Source organism: Aeromonas sp. R10-1 (genome assembly GCF_040908465.1).
Classification (GTDB): domain Bacteria; phylum Pseudomonadota; class Gammaproteobacteria; order Enterobacterales; family Aeromonadaceae; genus Aeromonas; species Aeromonas caviae.
This window is the reverse complement of the sequence record NZ_JBFODT010000005.1, coordinates 78,225-97,023: the sequence shown is the minus strand read 5'-3', so window position 1 is coordinate 97,023 and position 18,799 is coordinate 78,225. Positions and strand designations below refer to the sequence as shown.

Sequence of the window (18,799 nt, the reverse complement as noted above, 5' to 3'; positions counted from 1 at the left end):
GGCAGGGGCACTCAAAATGAAAAAGGCAGCCGAGGCTGCCTTTTTCATGGACGCCTGACCACATCTCAGGCAGCGCTGTGCTGGCGCCCCTCCCTGTTCATCGCCCGCCACATCACCAGGACCAGCAGAGTGCTGCAAGTGGGCAGCGCCAGCCAGACACCGGCCACTCCCCACAGGGAGGAGAAGCCCCACAGGAAACCGCCGATCAGCACCAGCTTGCCGCCGGTGAGCAGGGAAGCGATGCGGGCCCGGTTGATGGCCTGGAAGTAGGTGGCCCCCACCAGCAGCAAGCCTTCCATGGGCAGCCCCCAGAAGTAGAGCCAGATACCGAGGGTCGCCACCGGCAACAGGGCTGCATTGTCCCCCGCAAACAGATAAACCACTGCCTCTGGCCACAGATACAGCGGGATCATCCCGCACAGTGCCACCGCCATGGTCACTCCCAATGCCAGGTTGCGCACCCGCAGCACCCGTGCCCAGTTGCCCGCCCCGGCATTGAAGCTGGCGATGGGCTGGATGCCCATGGCGATCCCCTCGAAGATGAGATAGAAGAAGGCCTCGCTGTAGCTGATGACCCCATAGGCGGCCACGTGCAGCGAAGTGCCCACCGAGAGCAGCGCCTTGTTGTGCAGCGCCAGCACCACCGAGAGGTAGAGGTACATCAGAAAACTCGACACCCCGAGTCGCAATGTCTCCCCCATCAACCGCCAGTCGGGCACCAGGGTATCCCAGCGAATGCGCAACTGGCTGCGGGGGGTGAAGAAGTGCCACAGGCACAGGCCCCCGGTGACCGCCTGGGAGAGCATGGTCGCGATGGCGGCCCCCGCCAGCCCCCAGGGGATCACCGCCATCAGCAGGTAGTCGAGCAGCACGTTGAGCACGCCGCCCCCCACCAGGATCCAGGTGGTGAGGCCGGGTCGCCCGTCGTTGCGCAACAGGGCGGTAAAGGCCATGGAGAGCACCGCGAACACCCCGAGCCAGGCGTACCACTGCAGATAGGCGAAGCCTGCGTCGAAGATGACCCCCTGCGCCCCCATCCAGACAAGCATGGCCTTGCCGTAACGAATGCCAATGAAGGCGAGCAGCGCGGAGGCGATGAGCACCATCACCAGGGCATTGCCGACGATGTGGCGCGCCCTGGCCTGCTCCCCCTTGCCCAGATAGAAGGAGGCCAGCGACGAGGATCCCATGCCGATCAGGGCACCCACCGCGTAGAGCACGGCGCAGATGGGGTACGCCAGCATCATGCCGGCCAGCCCGTCCTGGCCCAGGATATGGCCGACGAAGATGCCGTCTATGGTGACATAGATGCCGGTGACCAGCATGGCGGCCACCGTGGGGGTGACGTAACGCAAGAAGAGGCGGGAAAGGGGGGCCGTGCCCAGATCGACGGAGGACATAAATTGCTCAATGAAGGGGAACGGCCAGAATAATAGCCAAACAAGACCCGGATCACCCGTTATTTGTGCCGTGGATCATTCATCTTGAGGGCTTTACCCGCCCCGGCCCCTGCTTTAGGCTAGGGCGACTTCTCCTGAACGGAAACGTGCGCCATGTTGCAACGCCTGCTCTGTCTGATGCTCTGTCTCAGCCTGTTCCCCTTCTCCGCTGTCCAGGCTGATGATGCCATCACTCAGGTAGAGGAGCTGCTGCAAAGCATCCCCAAGACGGATACCCCGGAAAACCAGCAACTGCGGGAGAGCTACCAGCAGGCGCTGCAATATGCCCGGGATGCCCAGCGCTACCGGGAACAGGGCAAGGCCTACCAGCAGATCCTCATCGACTACCCCAAGGAGTCCGCCCGTCTCAAGGAGGGGCTGCACAACTATCAGCCCCAGTCCCGCCCGTCCCTCTCCTCCCTCAAGGAGGATGCCCTGCGCCAGGCCATCAGCCTGAGCAGCAACCGCCAGCTCAACCTGCGCAAGGAGCGTCAGGCGGTGACCGACAGCCTCAACCAGCTTGAGAGCACGGGCCAGGAGTATCACCTGCGGGTCGACGAGTTGCGCAAGCAGTTGCTCCAGACCCGCTCCCTGCTCGATCGCCTGAGCTTCAGCAACGAGTCGGACAGGTTGCAGGAGGCCCAGCAACTGGCCACCCGACTCAAAGAGCAGAGCCTCTCCGACCGGATCCAGATGCTGGAGCTGGAGCAGCTCTCCGCCCAGCAGCGCAACGATCTGGGCAAGCTCAAGCTGCAGGAGCTCAACCTCGCCATCACCGACGAGGATGAGTGGCAGACCAGTCTGCTTGCCCAGCAGAACCAGCTGCGCCGGGACAAGACCGAGCAGGCCCTGGCCGAGAGCGAACGCCTGCGCCGGCAGCTCACCTCGGATCTGCCCCTCTTGCAGGAGCAGCAACAGCAAAACCAGGCCCTCTCCCTCCAACTGGGGGCCCTCGAGGACCAGATTGAACGGGTGCAGGACGAGCAACGGGGGGTGGACACCTCCCTCTCCGGGCTCAACGAGCTGGTCAATTCGGTGCGCGAACAGCTGGAGTGGTTGCAGATAAGCAACGCCTACGGCGAGAACCTGCGCAGCAAGCTGGCCGATCTGCCCGCCTACTTCCCGCTGGAGCGGCTGGAGTCCGCCATCGTCAAGGCGCGCATGGCCAAATACCAGTACGAGACCGAGCAGGATGCCCTGAAGGATCCGGTGCAACTGCGCAACAGCCTGCTCAGTGGAGACGGCATCACCCTGGACAGGGCCCAGCGCGCCGTGCTGGACAACCTGCTCAAGGCGAGGCGGCAACTGCTGACCCGGCTCAACGATGCCTCCGACACCCTCATTCAGGAGCAGACCCGCCTCAAGCTGCTCTACAGCCGTCAGAACAGCAAGATCGACGAGATCCGCGAACTCAGCGCCAGCCATCTGTTCTGGATGCCGGACGTGCGCCCCCTGAGCCCGGCGGTGCTGCTCGGCGTCCCGGCCGCCCTCGGCCTTGCCTTCAACCCGGCCAACTGGCTGCAACTGCCCAGGGCCATCGCCGAGAACAACCCCCTGAGCCTGACCCTGGCTGGCCTCGGGCTGCTGGGGCTGGCCTGGTGCTGGCTGAAACTGGCCCGCCACCTCCTTCAATACAGCCAGTACATTGCCCCGCGCATCGGCAAGGTGACCCAGGACAAGTTCAGCCTCACCAGCCGGTTGCTGGTGCGCTCCGTGCTCGCCGCCCTGCCGCTGCCCGCCATGGTGCTCATGGTGCACGGCCTGCTGGACGGCGCCTGGCAATATCCCTTCGCGGTGGCGGTGGCCCGGGGCCTGGGTGAAATCTGGTTCCTGCTGCTGGCCCTGCTGGTTGCGCGCCACCTCACTCTGGAGAAGGGGATCCTCATCCTCCACTTCCGCTGGCAAAAGGAGCGGGTGCAGCGAGTGTGGGGACAATTTCGTACCCTGCTGCTGGTGCTGATCCCGAGCTTCTTCGTGCAGGGCATGGCGAGCAGCTATCAGGAGCACGCCTTCTACGACTCCCTGGGACGCCTCGCCTTCATCATCGGGGCCCTCTGGCTGCTGCTCTTCTTTGCCCGCCTCAACCGGGAAAAACTGCCCCTCACCTGGGGTCAGGCAGACATGACCAAGCCCCATCTGCTGCACCACTTCATCTGGAACAGCCTGATGTTGGCCCCGCTGCTGGCGGTGCTGGGCGCCCTGTTCGGCTACTTCTACACCTCCCGCACCCTGCTGCGCCAGCTGGAGCTGAGCCTGCTGGCGGGGCTCGGCTGCCTGCTCGTCTACTATCTGGCCCACCGCTGGATGCTGATCCAGCGCCGCCGACTCGCCTTCGATCGCGCCAAGCAGAAGCGGGCCGAGATCCTGGCGCAGCGGGAGCGGGAAGAGGACGATCTCAGCTCCGAGATCCCCGATGTGGTGGAGGAGCCCGAACTGGATCTGGATACCATCAGCGCCCAGTCCCTCGGCCTGGTACGCACCCTGCTGATGCTGGGCTTCACCATGCTGGTGGTGGTGCAATGGTCGGATCTCAACTCGGCATTCAGCTTCCTCAGCAGCATCGAGGTGTGGCAGGTGAGCAGCAAGGTGGCCGGCATCGAGCAGCTCTCCGCCATCACCCTGCAGGATCTGATGCTGACCGTCTTCGCCTTCATCCTGACGGTGGTCACCGCCCGCAACCTGCCAGGGCTGATGGAGCTCACCCTGCTCCAGCACCTGAGCCTCTCCCCAGGCACCGGCTTCGCCCTCACCACGGTGAGCAAGTACCTGGTACTGCTGATTGGCGCCCTCACCGGCTTCTCCATGCTCGGCATCGACTGGTCCAAAACCCAGTGGCTGGTGGCAGCACTCTCCGTGGGGCTGGGCTTCGGGTTGCAGGAGATCTTCGCCAACTTCGTCTCCGGCCTCATCATCCTGTTCGAAAAACCGATCCGCCTGGGTGACACCGTCACCATCCGGGATCTCACCGGCACCGTCACCAAGATCAAGACCCGCGCCACCACCATAGTGGACTGGGACAGGAAGGAGATCATCGTCCCCAACAAGGCCTTCATCACCGAGCAGTTCATCAACTGGTCCCTGTCCGATGCCATCACCCGGGTCCGCTTGCGCATTCGCATCGGCCTGACGCAGAATCCCAAGCAGGTACAGCAACTGCTGGAGCAGAGCGTGCGCGAGTCCACCCTGGTGCTGGATACGCCCGCCCCGGAGGTGTTCCTCATCGAGTTCACCGACTCGGCCCTCATCTACGAGATCCGGCTCTACGTCAACAACATGGATCACCGGATGCCCATTACACACGAGGTACATTCCCTGATCCTGGAGAAACTCGGCCAGGTCGGCATGCATCTGCCACATCAGCAGATCGACATCCGGATGAGCCGGGGATGAAGCCGCCAAAGACGACAACAGGAGCCATCATGCAGATCATTGCCCATCGCGGTGCCAGCGGCCTGGCCCCGGAGAATACCCTCAAGGCGATGAGCCTGGCGCTGGATCTGGGTGCCAAAGCCATCGAGCTGGACGTGCAGTGGGCCGACGGAGAGCTCTGGGTCTTCCACGACCGGCGACTGGAGCGCTGCACCAACGGCCAGGGTGTGCTGACCGGGCAATCCCGGGAGTACCTGGCGAGCCTGGATGCGGGGGACGGGGAGCGGATCCCGACCCTGTGGCAGGTGATGGCACTGGTGGCGGGGCGCTGCGAACTGCACATCGAGCTAAAGGGCGCCCACACCGCCGAGCCGGTGGCCGCCCTGACCAGGCGGGCCGAGGCCGAGCTTGGCTTTACCCAGGCGCACTGGATCGTTTCCTCCTTTCATCATCCCGAGCTGTTACGCTTCAAGGGACTGCGACCGGAAATCAGGATCGGCGCCCTCACGGCCAGCCTGCCCCTCGACGGCGCCGCCTTCGCCGAGACGCTGGGGGCCTGGTCACTGAACTGCGACGTGGATTTCGTCGACGAGACCCTGGTGGCGGATGCCCATCGCCGGGGGCTCAAGATCCTGGTCTATACAGTCGACGAAGTGAGTGATGGGAGCGCCCTCGCCAGCATGGGTGTCGATGGCATCTTCACCAACCGGCCAGATCGATTCAGCTGAGTATCGGCGCGGCCTGGCAGGCCACAAGGAGGTGAAAAGAATTGAAAAAATGCGGTGCACCGGGATACATAAAGTCCATAGCCAGCCGATACAGAGTTGGCTCATAACAATAACAAACACCATGGATCTCTGACTGACGCTCACAAGGATGTAAACATGAACCTATCCATCAAGAACAAGCTGGTCCTCTCCATCGGGGCCATCATTCTGGTCATCACCGGCCTGCAGGTCTGGTACAACACCTCCCAGTTGCGCAGTGAAACCCAGCGGCTGATCTGGAGCTTCATCGACGACAGCTCGGTCGCCAACGTCAAGGGGATCTCCCGCTGGCTCGACGCCCGCATCAATCTCGTCACCGCCACCAAGGAAGCCTTCGCCAAGGAAGACGAGCCCCTCAGCCACCTGGCCCAGTCCATGAATGCGGGCAACTTCGATCTCGTCTACGTGGGCACCAAGGATGGCCGGATGATCCAGAGCAAGCCGACCGATCTGCCGGCCGGCTATGATCCGCGCCAGCGCCCCTGGTACAAGGACGCCATGGCCGCCGGCAAGCTCGCCATCACAGCCCCCTATGCCGACATCACCACCGGCCAGCTCATCATCACCATCGCCGAGCCCTTCAGTCGCGGCAACACCGACGGCGTCATCGCCGGTGACGTCTCCATCGACGGTCTGGTGAAAGACGTGCTCGCCATGAACTCGGAAGGCACCTATGCCATTCTGGTGGACAGCAACGGCACCATCATCGCCCACCCGGACAAGGATCTGACCCTCAAACCCGCCACCGCCATCTCCCCGGAACTGACGGCAGCCAAGGTCAACGAGCTGGCCCATGACAACACCATCTCCGAGATGGATATCAGCGGCAAGGCGAGCGTGTTCGACCTCACCGAGATCCCCAACACCAACTGGTATTTCGGCATCGTGGTGGATGAAGCGGTCGCCTACCAGTCCGTCTCCCGCATGGTCACCTCCGCCCTCATCCAGGGATTGCTGACCATCCTCATCGTGGCGGGCTTCTCCTATGTCGCCATCAACGGCTCCCTGGCGCCGCTGAAAACCCTGGGCGAGGCAATTGCCGATCTCTCCCGCGGCAACGGCGATCTCACCCGTCGCATCAAGATCGAGCGTGAAGACGAGGTCGGTACCGTCGCCAAGCACGTCAACACCTTCATCGAGCGCATCCACGTCATGGTGCAGGACATCTCCAACTCCTCCACCCAGCTCAACCAGCAGGCCAGGTCTTCCCACGACATGGCGGAGAAATCCAACCAGGGGCTGGCCCGCCAGCAAAACGAGATCTCCCAGATTGCGACAGCAGTGCACGAGATGTCCGCCACCGCCGTCGAAGTGGCCAGCAACGCCGAGCAGACCGCGGAAGCGGCCCGCAGCTCCTCCAGCAGTTGCGAGCACGGCAAGCAGGTGATTGCCCGCAACCAGCGCTCCATCACGGATCTGGCCACCCAGGTCAAGCAGGCCTCCGGCATCATTCAGGAACTGGAGAAGAACGCCCAGGAGATCAACACCATCCTCTCCACCATCCAGGGCATCGCCGAGCAGACCAACCTGCTGGCGCTCAACGCCGCCATCGAGGCCGCCCGGGCTGGCGAGCAGGGACGCGGCTTTGCCGTGGTGGCCGACGAGGTGCGGGTGCTTTCCCAGCGCACCCACAGCTCCACCGTCGAGATCCGCAGCATGATCGAGACCCTGCAGCGCAACACCCAGGGCGCCGTCAGTACCATGCACGAGGGTCAGCTGCTGGCCCAGAACAGCGTGGAAGATGCCAACGATGCGACCCAGGCGCTGGAGCAGATCACCACCTCCATCAACCAGATCTCCGACATGGCGACCCAGATCTCCAGCGCCGCCGAGGAACAGCGTGCCGTCACCGACGAGGTGAGCCGCAACATCCAGGCGGTCAAGGATGTCTCGGACGAGCTGGCAGTGGATGCGGACAGCTCCCGCAATCTGTCGGCCCAGCTTAAAAATATTTCAGGTGAATTGAATAATCAGGTCGGCATGTTCCGCATCTGATCGACCATGGGAAGAAAGGGGCCGTTAGGCCCCTTTTTTTATAAACCCTTTTTGTTTCAACGGTTATAATCCCCTTTCGAGACCCTCAATCCTGTGATCGACATCTCCTTTTGCCCATGTGTGGGAGACGGGCCCAGTCTGTCATGGCTATATTCGCATTACTTTTTTGATGCCTAACCTCGATATGTCATCGTGATAATAGTTATCATTAAACTGTCTTGATAAAAAACTTAAAAACTTTATGGGTAATACCCAAAAAGAGAGGCATTTCTCATTTTTTTGAAAGAAAACTACGTATAATCTTGGAGTTAAAATCACCAGAGTAGCGAGTACGGCTGATCCAGATCACTGATGGATGGCGATAATGACGGCATTTTCATCCAAGGAATGGGGTGGTTGTAATAAAAATCACCGTTGCCAAGCACTAAAACAAAGCAGTTTGACTTGCATCAAGCCTGAATTTTTTTCATAGAGCAAAATCGTGCCCAGCAAATCTATCCCTAAGGAGGCAGATGTGGATATTATCAAGACCGATGTTGCCATCATCGGTGCCGGTGGCGGTGGCCTGCGTGCCGCAATCGCCATTGCAGAAGCCCACCCGGAGCTGGAAATCGCCCTGATTTCCAAGGTCTATCCGATGCGCAGCCACACAGTGGCCGCCGAAGGTGGCGCCGCAGGCGTCGTCCGTGATGACGACTCCCTGGAAAACCACTTCAACGACACCGTCTCCGGTGGTGACTGGTTGTGTGAGCAGGACGTAGTCGAGTACTTCGTCAACAACGCCACCAACGAGATGATCCAGCTGGAGCACTGGGGTTGCCCCTGGAGCCGCAAACCGGATGGCAAGGCCAACGTGCGCCGTTTCGGCGGGATGAAGATCCCCCGCACCTGGTTCGCCGCCGACAAGTCCGGCTTCCACATCCTGCACACCCTGTTCCAGACCTCCATCAAGTACCCGACCATCAAGCGCTTCGACGAGCACTTCTGTCTGGATCTCATCGTGGAAGATGGCCGCGTCCAGGGTGTCGTCACCTTTGACATCCAGAACGGCATCACCCGCTTCATCCAGGCCAAGTCCGTGGTGCTGGCCACCGGCGGCGCAGGTCGTGTCTATCGCTACAACACCAACGGCGGCATCGTCACCGGTGACGGCATGGCCCTGGCCTACCGCCACGGCGTACCGCTGCGGGACATGGAGTTCGTCCAGTATCACCCGACCGGTCTGCCGGGCACCGGCATCCTGATGACCGAAGGTTGCCGTGGTGAGGGTGGCATCCTGCTCAACAAGGATGGCTATCGCTACCTGCAAGATTACGGTCTGGGCCCGGAAACCCCGGTCGGCCAGCCGAAGAACAAGCACATGGAACTGGGTCCCCGCGACCGTCTCTCCCAGGCCTTCTGGCAGGAGCAGCAAAAAGGCCGCGTGATCCAGGGCCCCATGGGCGACGTGGTTCACCTCGACCTGCGCCACCTTGGCGAGAAGTACCTGAAAGAGCGTCTGCCCTTCATCTGCGAACTGGCCAAGGCCTATGTGGGTGTGGATCCGGTAAAAGAGCCGATTCCGGTACGTCCGACCGCCCACTACACCATGGGTGGCATCGAAACCGACGGCAAGTGCGCCACTCGTCTGGCCGGTCTCTATGCCGCTGGCGAATGTGCCTCCGTCGGTCTGCACGGCGCCAACCGTCTGGGTTCCAACTCCCTGTCCGAGATCGTGGTCTTCGGCAAGGTGGCCGGTGAGCAGGCAGCCGAGTTTGCCGCCACCCAGAAACACGGCAACACCCAGGCGCTGGTCACCAAGGCCGAGGCGCTCATCAAGCAGCACCTCTCCCTGCTGGAGATCGACGGCACCGAAAACCCGGCGGATATCCGCAACGAACTGGGCATGTCCATGGAAGCCGGTGTCGGTATCTACCGTACCGAAGAGCTGATGCAGGGCACCATCGACAAGATCAACGAGCTGAAAGCCCGTTACAAGAAGATCAAGATCAACGACAAGTCCTCGGTCTTCAACACCGACCTGCTGTACGCCATCGAGCTGGGCTACATGCTGGACGTGGCGGAAGCCATGGCGCACTCCGCCATCAACCGCAAAGAGTCCCGCGGTTCCCACCAGCGTCTGGACGGTTACGAGGAGCGCGATGACGTCAACTTCCTCAAGCACACTCTCTCCTTCTACAACGGCGAAGGGGCCCCGACCATCGACTATTCCGATGTGAAGATCACTAAATCCCAACCGGCCAAGCGCGTGTACGGTTCCGAGGGTGAGAAACAAGACGAGGCTAAGAAGAATGGCTGAGATGATCGAAATTGAAATCCTGCGCTACCGTCCCGAGCAGGATAACGAGCCCTGGATGCAGACCTTCCAGGTGCCCTACCTCAAAGAGATGTCCCTGCTGGATGCGCTGCAATACATCAAGGATCATCTGGACTCTACCTTGAGCTTCCGCTGGTCCTGCCGGATGGCGATCTGCGGCTCCTGCGGCATGATGGTCAACGGCATTCCGAAACTCGGTTGCAAGACCTTCCTGCGGGATTACCTGCCGGGCAAGATGACTATCGAACCGCTCAACAACTTCCCCATCGAGCGCGATCTGGTGGTCGACATGTCCGACTTCATCGAGAAGCTGGAGAGCATCAAGCCCTACATCATCCCGTCCGAGCCGCGCAGCCTGTGCGATGGCGAGTACACCCAGACGCCGGCTGACATGGCGAAGTATCACCAGTTCTCCATGTGCATCAACTGCGGTCTGTGCTACGCGGCCTGCCCGCAATATGGCATCAACAAGAAGTTCACCGGTCCGGCGGCCCTGGCACTGGCCTATCGCTACAACGCCGACAACCGCGACAGCGCGTCCAGGGAGCGGATGAAGATCATCAGCCAGGACGAGGGCGTCTGGGGCTGTACCTTCGTGGGCTACTGCTCCGAAGTGTGCCCGAAAGGCGTGGATCCGGCCGCCGCCATCCAGCTTGGCAAGGTCGAGAGCGCCAAGGACTACATGATCGCCATGTTCAAGCCGGACTGAGACCAGGAGTGAGACCATGAACAACACTGAGAGCAAACGTAAGCCTTACGTGCGCGAGATGAAAAAAGACTGGTGGCTGAAGAATGCCTTCTACACCGGTTACATGATCCGCGAAGGCACCAGCATCTTCGTCTCCATCTACGCCGTCGTGCTGATGTGGGGTCTGCTGCGGCTGGTACAGGGTCAGGAGGCATTCAACGGCTGGCTGGAATCCCTGCAGAGCCCCATTGCCATCCTGTTCCACGTCATCGCCCTGGCAGCCTGCCTGTTCCACGCCAAGACCTGGTTCGCCCTGGCACCGAAAGCCATGCGCATCTTCCGTGGCGAAGACCTGGTGCCGGAGAAGCCGATCGTCATCGCCCAGTATGTGGCGCTGGCGGCGGTATCCCTGCTTGTCCTGATCATCGTGGCCTGAGGAGAAAACCATAAGACGTTCTGACGAACCCGGTTATTGGTGTCTGTTTGGTACCGGGCTCTCACTCAGAAACGTTGGCCACGATCACTCAATCATGATTTGAGGAAAAAATATGAGACGTTCTGACGAGCCAATTTACTGGGGTCTGTTTGGTGCGGGTGGCATGGTGGTTGCCATGCTGCTGCCGGTCATTGTCCTCATCACAGGTCTGCTGGTGCCCATGGGCATCATGGACGTGGAGACCATGAGCTACGAGCGCGTGCTGGCATTCGCCAGCTCCTGGTGGGGTGCCTGCATCCTGCTGGTGATCATCGCCCTGCCCGTCTGGCACGGCATGCACCGCATCTACCACGGCCTGCATGATCTGGGGATCCACACCACCAAGCTGCACCACTATGTGTTCTATGGCTTCGCCTTCCTGGTGTCCGCCATCACCGTCGGCCTGCTGATGGTGCTGGTGCTCCAGTAAGCACATCCTGACTGCATGACAAACCGGGCCCAGTGCCCGGTTTTTTTATGACCATCTTCCGCGGTTCATCTCCATCCGGCAGCTGGCCTGCACGCTCGTTCGGCATCCGTCACCAGAGTCGCGGTGCCGGTTCACGACCGTTTTCCGCGTAGTAGAGCGACGGCAGAAACTGCGCCAGATAGCTGAACTCGCTGTAGCAGTGGCGCATCAGGTTGAAACCTACCTCGTCCGGCACCTCGTCAAGCGGGTTGGCGCAGGCTTTGCCCAGCAGAAAACGACTGCGCAGCACACAGCCATAGGGGGTATCCCGCGCCAGGTGCAGCATCTCGCCATCCAGCGGCGCACCGTTGTCATCCAGCGCCACCTCGTTGCCAAAGCCGATACGGGCGCAGATGGCGGCAGAGAGAGCCTGCGTCTCCCGCGCCTCCTGTAGCGATTGCGGGGCGAACACCTCTTCGGCACCGTGGAACTTGAGGCGAGCTGCCACCGGCGGCAGCTCGGCAAGCCACTCCACCGCCTTTATGCTGGCTCCCACATAGCGCTCCCCTTTTTTCCAGTGATGATCCCAGCCCCGGTGCTCGACATGATCGTGGGGGTGCCACCACCTGATGTGCTGGGTCGTCTCGAAGAAGGTGAACCACCAATCCAGCATGCGCCCCTTGCAACCGTGCAGATCGGTGCGGATGGCGACCGTCAGCAGGCCGTCGGTGCTGCGGGTCAGACCCATTTCCAGGCGAAGGGGTTGCGGCCTGAGCAACTCATTGATGTTATTGACGCCCCAAGGGGCAAACAGGGCAGAAGGATGCATGATATGACTCCCATAAATTTAGGAAACGAAGTTCGTTTCCTAAATTACGCTATGCCTGTATGCTGGGTCTGTCAATGCTTTCCAGGAGCCCATATGTCGCACCAGAACGATGAAGAAACACGCTCACGAGGCCGTCCGGTCACCCCGGAAGCCGACCTTCGCGCCGCCCTCGCCGAGGCGACGCTGACTTTGTTGCTCAAGGGGGGCTACGGCGCTGCGACCGTGGATGCGGTGGCCAAAGAGGCGGGGGTTGCCAAGAAGACCCTCTACCGCTTCGCCGCCAATCGCGACGAGCTGGTGGCGCAGGCGGTGCGCAGCTGGACCGATGCCTTCCAGCCGGCCTTCGAGCAGGATGCCGCTCATCCAGGCGCGCTGGGGGAGATGCTGGAGCTGGGCTTGCAGGCCATAGCGGGACAGGTGCTGAGCGCACCGGCGGTGGGCATGTTCCGGCTGCTGCAACATGAGTTCGCGGGGCGGGATGCCCTGCTGGCGGCCTATCAGGAGAACGGCATTGCCCGCGGCAGAGCGACGCTGGCGGCGTGGCTACAGCGCCAGCAGCAACTGGGCTGGCTGCGCGAGCTGGACGCCGCCCAGACCAGCGATCTGCTGCTGGCGATGACCATGGCGGAGCCGCTGCGCCAGATGGCGCTCGGCTTGCTGGCGCCGGGCAGCGACATTCGCGAGCGCATCACCGCGGCCGTTGCGCTGGTGCTGCCCGGCTTGATGCGAGGGTAGGCGTCCTTCTTCAGCATGCCACCTCCTGCCATTGAGCCAGCAAGGGCGCAGGAATGGCGCCGTAGCGCAGGGTCGGGGTCTGGTGCCACTCCGCCAGCTTCTGGATGGCCTTGCCCAGATCCTGGGCCAGGCTCTGGGTGATCCTGACCCCGTCTTCCAGATAGAGGCTCTTGACCTCGAACACCCCCTCCTTGCGATGGGCCTTGGCGTCCATCCTGCCCACCAGCTTGCCGCGATGCAGCAACGGCAGCACGAAATAACCGTACTGGCGCTTGGGGGCCGGGGTATAGCACTCGATGCGATAGTCAAAGCCAAACAACTCGCTGGCCCGCTTGCGATCCCACACCAGCGGGTCAAAGGGCGAGAGCACGGCGGTGTGGCTCGCCTTGAGGGTGCCCGCCTGGGCCCGGACCAGCTCATCGGCCAGGGAGGCGTGAACGAAGGCTCCGTGCTGCCACCCCTCCACTCGTACCGGCAACAGCTCCCCCTCGTCCGCCAGCTGGTGGAGCAGGGCGTCGTATTTCCCCCGTTTAAGGCGATAGTAATCCGCCACCCAGCCGGTCTTGACCAGCCCCAGCGCCCTACAACTGGCTCGCACCATGTCCCGCCGGGCGAGATCAGGACTCGGCAGATCCCGCTCGTCATTCCACTCCGGCATGACCCGCTCGGCGAGATCGTAGACCCGCTGGAAATTGCGCCGTTCGCGCACCATCAGCTGACCTGCGGTAAACAGCACCTCCAGATGGCGCTTCTCCGGCTTCCAGTCCCACCAGCCGTTGCCCTTGCCCCCCTTGCGCTCGAAGTCTGCCGCCCGCACCGGGCCATCCTGGCGAATGCGCTCGACTATCTGCGCTATCTCGCCGCCGTGGGTCTTGAGCCACTGGGCGGAGAACTTCCAGCCCATGGCGGCGGGATCCAGCATGCGATGGCGCAGCAGCCGGTAATCTTCCCGGGGGACGAAACAGGCCTCGTGGGCCCAGTATTCGAAGAGGTCACCATCGGCCAGCAGTTGTTCCAGCCAGCGCGGATCGTAATGGCCGAGACGGCTGAACAGCACCAGATAGGGGCTGCGGGCCACCACGGAGATGGTGTCTATCTGCAGCAACGCCATGCGGCGAATGCAGGCGAGCAGGTCGGCGGGGGTTGCTCTGGCGCGGCGCGGGGTCAGCAGCCCCTGGGCCGCCAGTTGCAGGTGGCGGGCGTCTTGCAATGAGAGGTGGGGGATCGACATGGAAATAGGGGCATCCGTTCCTGGGTATCAGGCCACCAGCATGCCCAACTCATGGCCAAATGAAAACGCCCGGCTCAGGGTTTGGTGAACACCGCCACATCCGCATGAGGAAACTCGACCTCAGCCTGCCAGCGGACCGCCAGGGCACGGAACGAGGCCTCGGCGAAGAAGACGATGTGGGTGGGATCGTGACGATAGCGCCAGGTCTTGAAGCGCTCGTCCCCCAGCACCCGCTGGGTCTGCAACACCAGCACCCCGCCGGGCTTGAGACAGCACCAGAGCGTGTCCAGCACGGCGCGGGGGGTGGCGATGTGCTCTATCACCTCGGTGCTGGTGATGAAGTCGTATTGCCTTGTCAGGCACTCGGGGTCGTCGGCATAGAACTTGTCGTAGCCCGCCATCTCGAAGCCCGCCTCCCGCCCCATGGCGATGAGGGCAGGCCCGGGGCCGCAGCCAAAATCGAGGCCGCTGGCAGGAGGCGACACCCGGGCCAGCACCTCGCCAAAGGCACGCATCAGAAAGGCCCGGTAGCGGGGATCGTCCACCCGGTTGTCGTGCCCGTCATAGACCGCCTTCTCGGCCCCCTTGTCCAGGTGGTCCGCCTCGTCCATCCAGACCAGCTCGCACGCCAGGCAGCGGTAATAGCCCTTGCCCGCCACCGGCAGGGCATGGTGCCGAGGGGAGAGACACAGGGGACAGTGAACAGGGGATGACATGGCAGCTCCTCGGGTGGCGACAGCGGGGCAGATTGCCTGCCACGCCCGCTGCTGGCAACTGTTTTGTCTGGTGCCCCCATCGCCCCCGTTCACCCCCCGCCAGTTTTTTTCGTCTTTTTTTGCGCCTTAAGGGTTTCTTAAGTTTGCCCTTTTACTCTCATCCCATCGCAAGAGAAGGAGCCAACCATGACCATCGAGATCCAAGCCCCCTACCGGTTGATCCTGACCGAATCCCCGCAGCAGGTCATGGCGCTGCAAACCTATATCCAGGCCGCCTACACCCTCGAGTTCAACGCCCGCATTCCCCATTTCCTGCCCTGCCTGCTCGGGCTCTACCGGGCTGATGGCGTGCTGGTCGGTGCCTGCGGCCTCAATCAGGCCTGCCATGGCGAGCACGAGCAACCGCTCTATCTGGAGCAATATCTGGAGCAGCCTGTCGAGGCCGCCATCGAGACCCGTCTCGGGGTACGTCCGGCCCGCCACCGCATCATCGAAGTGGGCAATCTTGCTTGCAGCGAACCGGGTCACGCCCGCCTGATGTTTGCCGCGCTGTGTCGTCTGCTGTGTGACAACGCCCTGGACTACGTGGTGTTCACCGGCACCGCCAAGCTGCGCAACAGCTTTACCCGCCTGCGTCTCAACCCGGTGGAGCTGGCCCCCGCCCAGGCCCATCAGGTGGGAGAGGATGCCAGTGCCTGGGGCGAATACTACCGCTGCCAGCCCAAGGTGATGGCAGGCGACATCAACCAGGGGCGCGAGGTGCTCGCACAGAGCAGCCTGCTGCTCAACCTGCTGGGGCCCATGCCCCGCCTTTTTAACCATGCCGACATCGACAGGAGGTGCGCGCAATGACGCTGTTCGACACCATCGCCCACCATGCCAGCCAGACCCCGCACCAGCCTGCGCTGCTAGGCAGCCAGGGTGAGCTGGATTACCAGAGCCTGTGGCAGCAGATCCAGCAACTGGCAGGCGTGCTGCAAGGGGCCGGCATCCGCCGCCTGGCCCTGCAACTCGACAACGGCCTGCCCTGGGCACTGATCGATCTCGCCTGCACCTGGGCCGGCATCGTGGTCATCCCGGTTCCCCACTTCTTCAGTCCGGCGCAGCAGACGTGGCTGCTGGAAAGCAGCGGAGCAGACGCCCTGGTCGGCCCGGAGCACCAGGGGTGGCAAGCAGCCTCACCCCTCGTGCTCATGGCAGGCAGGCCCGATGAGCAGGCCGTGCCCCTGTGGCGCCGCATCCCGGCCCGCCTCCCCGAGCTGCCAGCAGGCACCGCCAAGATCACCTATACCTCGGGCACCACGGGGCAACCCAAGGGCGTCTGCCTGTCGCTGGAACAGATGACGGCGGTCTGCGGATCCCTTGCCCTGCGGGTGGCCCCTGCCCGGGTTGAGAAACACCTGACCCTGCTGCCCCTCACCACCTTGCTGGAGAACCTGACCGGCTTGTATGTACCGCTGCTGACCGGCGCCTGCAGCCGCATCCCTTCCCTGGGGGAACTCGGCTTCTCGGGCTCCAGCAAGCTGGATCCTGCGGCCCTGGCCCATGCACTGCTGCGCTGGCCCAGCCACAGCCTGGTGCTGGTACCCGAGTTGCTGCGCCTGCTGCTGGCCCTGTGCCTCAATACCCCTGCCCTGGCGACACAGCTCGGCACTCTGCGCTTCGTCGCCGTGGGTGGCGGCAAGGTCGCCCCCGAACTCATCGCTCACGCCCGTGCGGCGGGGCTGCCGGTCTACGAGGGGTACGGTCTCTCCGAATGCGGCTCCGTGGTCGCCCTGAACGGCCCCCACGGGGATCGTCCCGGCAGCGTCGGCCTGCCCCTGCCCCACTGCCAGGTGACGATCGCCGCAGACGGCGAAGTCATGGTCAGCGGCAGCGCCATGCTGGGCTACCTGGGGGAAGAGGGCGAGACGGGCAGCCAGATCGCCACAGGGGATCTGGGTCGGATCGACGAGGAGGGCTATCTCCATATCACGGGGCGCAAGAAGAACGTGCAGATCACCGCCTTTGGTCGCAACTTCTCCCCGGAGTGGGTGGAAGCCCAGGCCCAGCTCTGCCCGGCCATCGCCCGCATCGTCATCTTCGGTGACGGTCAGCCCGCCAACGTGGCCCTTATCCAGCCGCTGCCGGGCAGCCAGTCCCAATTGCCAGAGCAGATTGCCCGGCTCAACCAGCAGTTGCCCGATTACGCCCGCATCCATCACTGGTTGCCGGTCGCCCTGGATCAGCTCCCCGGCCTGCTGACGGCCAACGGGCGCCCCCGTCGCAACGAGATTTATCACCATTTTTCCCGGCAGATCAGCCAATGCCTCACAGGAGAGACCTCATGAGCTTCTACCAGACCCTGCAACAAGCCACCGCCTGCGAGCGCGAACGCCTGTTCAACGCCCCCATCATCGAGGCCTGCCGCCGCGGCGACATCAGCCGTGACACCTACCTCGCCTTCCTGGCACAGGCCTACTACCACGTGCGCCACACGGTGCCGCTCCTGATGGCCACCGGCGGCAAGCTGGGGCAGGAGTACGAATGGGTGCGTGGCGCCATCAGGGAGTACATCGACGAGGAGTACGGCCATCAGGAGTGGATCCTGAACGACATCCGTGCCTGCGGCGGTGATGCCGAGGCGGTGCGCCACGGCCAGCCGGGCCTGCCCATCGAGCTGATGGTGGCCTTCCTCTACGATCAGATCCAGCGCGGCAACCCCATGGGCTTCTTCGGCATGGTGCAGGTGCTGGAAGGCACCAGCGTCGCCATCGCCCTGACCGTCGCCGACCAGCTCAAGAGCGGTCTGGGTCTGCCGCCCCAGGCCATGAGCTACCTGAGCTCCCACGGGGCCCTGGACCAGGAGCACCTCAAGTTCTTCGAATCCCTGATGAACCGGGTGGAAGATGCCGCCGATCAGGCCGCCATCATTCACGCCGCCAAGGTGGTCTACCGCCTCTATGGCGACATGCTCTATCAGCTCACGGGATCATGCCAATGAAGCTTGAAGGCAAACGCATACTGCTGACTGGCGCCAGTGGCGGCATTGGTGAAGCCCTGGCCCATGAACTGGCGGCCCAGGGTGCCCATCTGCTGCTGCACGGTCGTCGGGCCAGCGCCCTGGAGCGCCTGCGCCGGGAGCTGCCTCATCCGGATCGCCACCAGACGGTGACGGCCGATCTCGGCTCTCCCCATGAGCGGGCGCAACTGCTGCAACATCCGGCCCTGGACGAGGGGCTGGACGTGCTCATCAACAGTGCGGGATGCAACCAGTTCGCCTGGCTGGAAGATCAGAGCAGCGAGCAGGTGACACGCCAGTTGCTGCTCAACGTCGAGGCGCCCATCCAGCTCACCCGGGCCCTGCTGCCCCGGCTGCGCAAGCCCGCCATCATCATGAACATCGGCTCCAGCCTCGGGGCCATCGGTTTTGCCGGCTACAGCGTCTATTGCGCCAGCAAGTTCGCCATGCGCGGCTTCAGCGAGTCCCTGGGGCGGGAGCTGGAGGGAACCGGCATCAAGGTGCTGCACTTTGCCCCCCGCGCCACCCGCACCCACCTCAACTCCGAGGCGGCCTATGCCATGAATGCCGAGCTCGGCACCCGGACCGACAGCCCACAGGACGTGGCCGAGGAGGCCGTCATCGCCCTGTGCAACGAAACGCGCCGCCGCTGGCTCGGCTGGCCGGAAAAGCTCTTTGTGCGGCTCAACGGCCTGCTGCCCGCCTTGGTGGACATGGCCCTGGCCAAGCAGCGCCCGATCATCGAGCGCCACGCCCGCCGCACCGCCTCCCCTGCCTCCGATCACAGGAGCGATCCCGCCTGTGCGACAAACGAGAAGGAACATTGAG

16 protein-coding genes are annotated in these 18,799 nt (G+C 62.9%); 12 read left to right on the top strand and 4 right to left on the bottom strand.

All coding sequences use genetic code 11. From position 1 onward, the window contains the following. Positions 1-65: 65 nt before the first annotated feature. A complete protein-coding gene (locus tag AB5Y93_RS01670; RefSeq protein ID WP_201968665.1) occupies positions 66-1,400 on the bottom strand; it encodes an MATE family efflux transporter in 1,335 nt (444 codons plus the stop codon). Positions 1,401-1,553: 153 nt separating this feature from the next. Between AB5Y93_RS01670 and mscM the strand changes: the two genes are divergently transcribed. From mscM to frdD, 7 genes are all read left to right on the top strand, one after another. Further along, complete coding sequence (mscM, locus tag AB5Y93_RS01665; protein WP_042014534.1) at positions 1,554-4,829, top strand: miniconductance mechanosensitive channel MscM; 3,276 nt, start codon at positions 1,554-1,556, stop codon at positions 4,827-4,829. 29 nt (positions 4,830-4,858) lie between these two features. After that, complete coding sequence (locus AB5Y93_RS01660) at positions 4,859-5,536, top strand: glycerophosphodiester phosphodiesterase (protein WP_043156366.1); 678 nt, start codon at positions 4,859-4,861, stop codon at positions 5,534-5,536. A gap of 156 nt (positions 5,537-5,692) precedes the next feature. Then, positions 5,693-7,570 (top strand): methyl-accepting chemotaxis protein, encoded by a 1,878-nt coding sequence (locus AB5Y93_RS01655; RefSeq protein ID WP_010673807.1) that lies wholly within the window; start codon positions 5,693-5,695, stop codon positions 7,568-7,570. 514 nt (positions 7,571-8,084) lie between these two features. Beyond that, the gene (gene frdA / locus AB5Y93_RS01650; RefSeq protein ID WP_368228703.1) at positions 8,085-9,869 is read left to right on the top strand and encodes a fumarate reductase (quinol) flavoprotein subunit; all 1,785 of its coding nucleotides are present in this window, start codon (positions 8,085-8,087) and stop codon (positions 9,867-9,869) included. Then, positions 9,862-10,596, top strand: coding sequence for a succinate dehydrogenase/fumarate reductase iron-sulfur subunit (locus tag AB5Y93_RS01645; RefSeq protein WP_042065016.1), 735 nt, complete (start codon positions 9,862-9,864; stop codon positions 10,594-10,596). The genes frdA and AB5Y93_RS01645 overlap by 8 nt, the downstream gene beginning before the upstream one ends. Before the next feature lie 16 nt (positions 10,597-10,612). Further along, complete coding sequence (locus AB5Y93_RS01640) at positions 10,613-11,011, top strand: hypothetical protein (protein ID WP_010673804.1); 399 nt, start codon at positions 10,613-10,615, stop codon at positions 11,009-11,011. Between the two features lie 112 nt (positions 11,012-11,123). Further along, on the top strand, positions 11,124-11,480 hold the full coding sequence (gene frdD, locus AB5Y93_RS01635; protein WP_010673803.1) for a fumarate reductase subunit FrdD: 357 nt from the start codon (positions 11,124-11,126) through the stop codon (positions 11,478-11,480). 109 nt (positions 11,481-11,589) lie between these two features. Here the strand turns inward: frdD and AB5Y93_RS01630 are convergent, their stop codons facing one another. After that, on the bottom strand, positions 11,590-12,288 hold the full coding sequence (locus AB5Y93_RS01630; protein WP_368228702.1) for a hydrolase: 699 nt from the start codon (positions 12,286-12,288) through the stop codon (positions 11,590-11,592). A 93-nt stretch (positions 12,289-12,381) separates the two neighbouring features. Here AB5Y93_RS01630 and AB5Y93_RS01625 point away from each other — a divergent pair, with 93 nt between their 5' ends. Next, positions 12,382-13,023 (top strand): TetR family transcriptional regulator, encoded by a 642-nt coding sequence (locus tag AB5Y93_RS01625; protein ID WP_368228701.1) that lies wholly within the window; start codon positions 12,382-12,384, stop codon positions 13,021-13,023. 10 nt (positions 13,024-13,033) lie between these two features. On the opposite strand, the gene AB5Y93_RS01620 is transcribed toward AB5Y93_RS01625, so the two are convergent. Further along, on the bottom strand, positions 13,034-14,254 hold the full coding sequence (locus tag AB5Y93_RS01620; RefSeq protein ID WP_368228700.1) for a winged helix-turn-helix domain-containing protein: 1,221 nt from the start codon (positions 14,252-14,254) through the stop codon (positions 13,034-13,036). Between the two features lie 74 nt (positions 14,255-14,328). After that, positions 14,329-14,970, bottom strand: coding sequence for a class I SAM-dependent methyltransferase (locus AB5Y93_RS01615; RefSeq protein WP_368228699.1), 642 nt, complete (start codon positions 14,968-14,970; stop codon positions 14,329-14,331). A 186-nt stretch (positions 14,971-15,156) separates the two neighbouring features. Here AB5Y93_RS01615 and AB5Y93_RS01610 point away from each other — a divergent pair, with 186 nt between their 5' ends. Genes AB5Y93_RS01610 through AB5Y93_RS01595 form a run of 4 tightly spaced genes read left to right on the top strand, consistent with a single transcriptional unit; the run spans position 15,157 to position 18,798 of the window. After that, positions 15,157-15,822 carry a thermostable hemolysin gene (locus AB5Y93_RS01610; RefSeq protein WP_368228698.1) on the top strand — a complete coding sequence of 222 codons (666 nt, stop codon included), beginning with the start codon at positions 15,157-15,159 and terminating at the stop codon, positions 15,820-15,822. Then, positions 15,819-17,300 carry an AMP-binding protein gene (locus tag AB5Y93_RS01605; RefSeq protein ID WP_114522732.1) on the top strand — a complete coding sequence of 494 codons (1,482 nt, stop codon included), beginning with the start codon at positions 15,819-15,821 and terminating at the stop codon, positions 17,298-17,300. Before AB5Y93_RS01610 ends, AB5Y93_RS01605 begins: the two co-directional genes overlap by 4 nt. After that, complete coding sequence (locus tag AB5Y93_RS01600) at positions 17,297-17,953, top strand: TenA family transcriptional regulator (RefSeq protein ID WP_039039563.1); 657 nt, start codon at positions 17,297-17,299, stop codon at positions 17,951-17,953. The genes AB5Y93_RS01605 and AB5Y93_RS01600 overlap by 4 nt, the downstream gene beginning before the upstream one ends. Beyond that, positions 17,950-18,798, top strand: a complete 849-nt coding sequence (locus AB5Y93_RS01595; protein ID WP_368228697.1) for an SDR family oxidoreductase — start codon at positions 17,950-17,952, stop codon at positions 18,796-18,798. Before AB5Y93_RS01600 ends, AB5Y93_RS01595 begins: the two co-directional genes overlap by 4 nt. Position 18,799 lies beyond the last annotated feature (1 nt).

Excerpts from the sequence above, each read along its gene's own strand:
- AB5Y93_RS01625 (WP_368228701.1), top strand. The coding sequence starts at position 12,382 with ATGTCGCACCAGAACGATGAAGAAACACGCTCACGAGGCCGTCCGGTC.
- AB5Y93_RS01630 (WP_368228702.1), bottom strand. The coding sequence starts at position 12,288 with ATGCATCCTTCTGCCCTGTTTGCCCCTTGGGGCGTCAATAACATCAAT.
- AB5Y93_RS01595 (WP_368228697.1), top strand. The coding sequence starts at position 17,950 with ATGAAGCTTGAAGGCAAACGCATACTGCTGACTGGCGCCAGTGGCGGC.
- AB5Y93_RS01660 (WP_043156366.1), top strand. The coding sequence starts at position 4,859 with ATGCAGATCATTGCCCATCGCGGTGCCAGCGGCCTGGCCCCGGAGAAT.
- AB5Y93_RS01645 (WP_042065016.1), top strand. The coding sequence starts at position 9,862 with ATGGCTGAGATGATCGAAATTGAAATCCTGCGCTACCGTCCCGAGCAG.
- AB5Y93_RS01655 (WP_010673807.1), top strand. The coding sequence starts at position 5,693 with ATGAACCTATCCATCAAGAACAAGCTGGTCCTCTCCATCGGGGCCATC.
- frdD (WP_010673803.1), top strand. The coding sequence starts at position 11,124 with ATGAGACGTTCTGACGAGCCAATTTACTGGGGTCTGTTTGGTGCGGGT.
- AB5Y93_RS01600 (WP_039039563.1), top strand. The coding sequence starts at position 17,297 with ATGAGCTTCTACCAGACCCTGCAACAAGCCACCGCCTGCGAGCGCGAA.
- mscM (WP_042014534.1), top strand. The coding sequence starts at position 1,554 with ATGTTGCAACGCCTGCTCTGTCTGATGCTCTGTCTCAGCCTGTTCCCC.
- AB5Y93_RS01620 (WP_368228700.1), bottom strand. The coding sequence starts at position 14,254 with ATGTCGATCCCCCACCTCTCATTGCAAGACGCCCGCCACCTGCAACTG.
- AB5Y93_RS01605 (WP_114522732.1), top strand. The coding sequence starts at position 15,819 with ATGACGCTGTTCGACACCATCGCCCACCATGCCAGCCAGACCCCGCAC.
- AB5Y93_RS01640 (WP_010673804.1), top strand. The coding sequence starts at position 10,613 with ATGAACAACACTGAGAGCAAACGTAAGCCTTACGTGCGCGAGATGAAA.
- AB5Y93_RS01670 (WP_201968665.1), bottom strand. The coding sequence starts at position 1,400 with ATGTCCTCCGTCGATCTGGGCACGGCCCCCCTTTCCCGCCTCTTCTTG.
- AB5Y93_RS01610 (WP_368228698.1), top strand. The coding sequence starts at position 15,157 with ATGACCATCGAGATCCAAGCCCCCTACCGGTTGATCCTGACCGAATCC.
- AB5Y93_RS01615 (WP_368228699.1), bottom strand. The coding sequence starts at position 14,970 with ATGTCATCCCCTGTTCACTGTCCCCTGTGTCTCTCCCCTCGGCACCAT.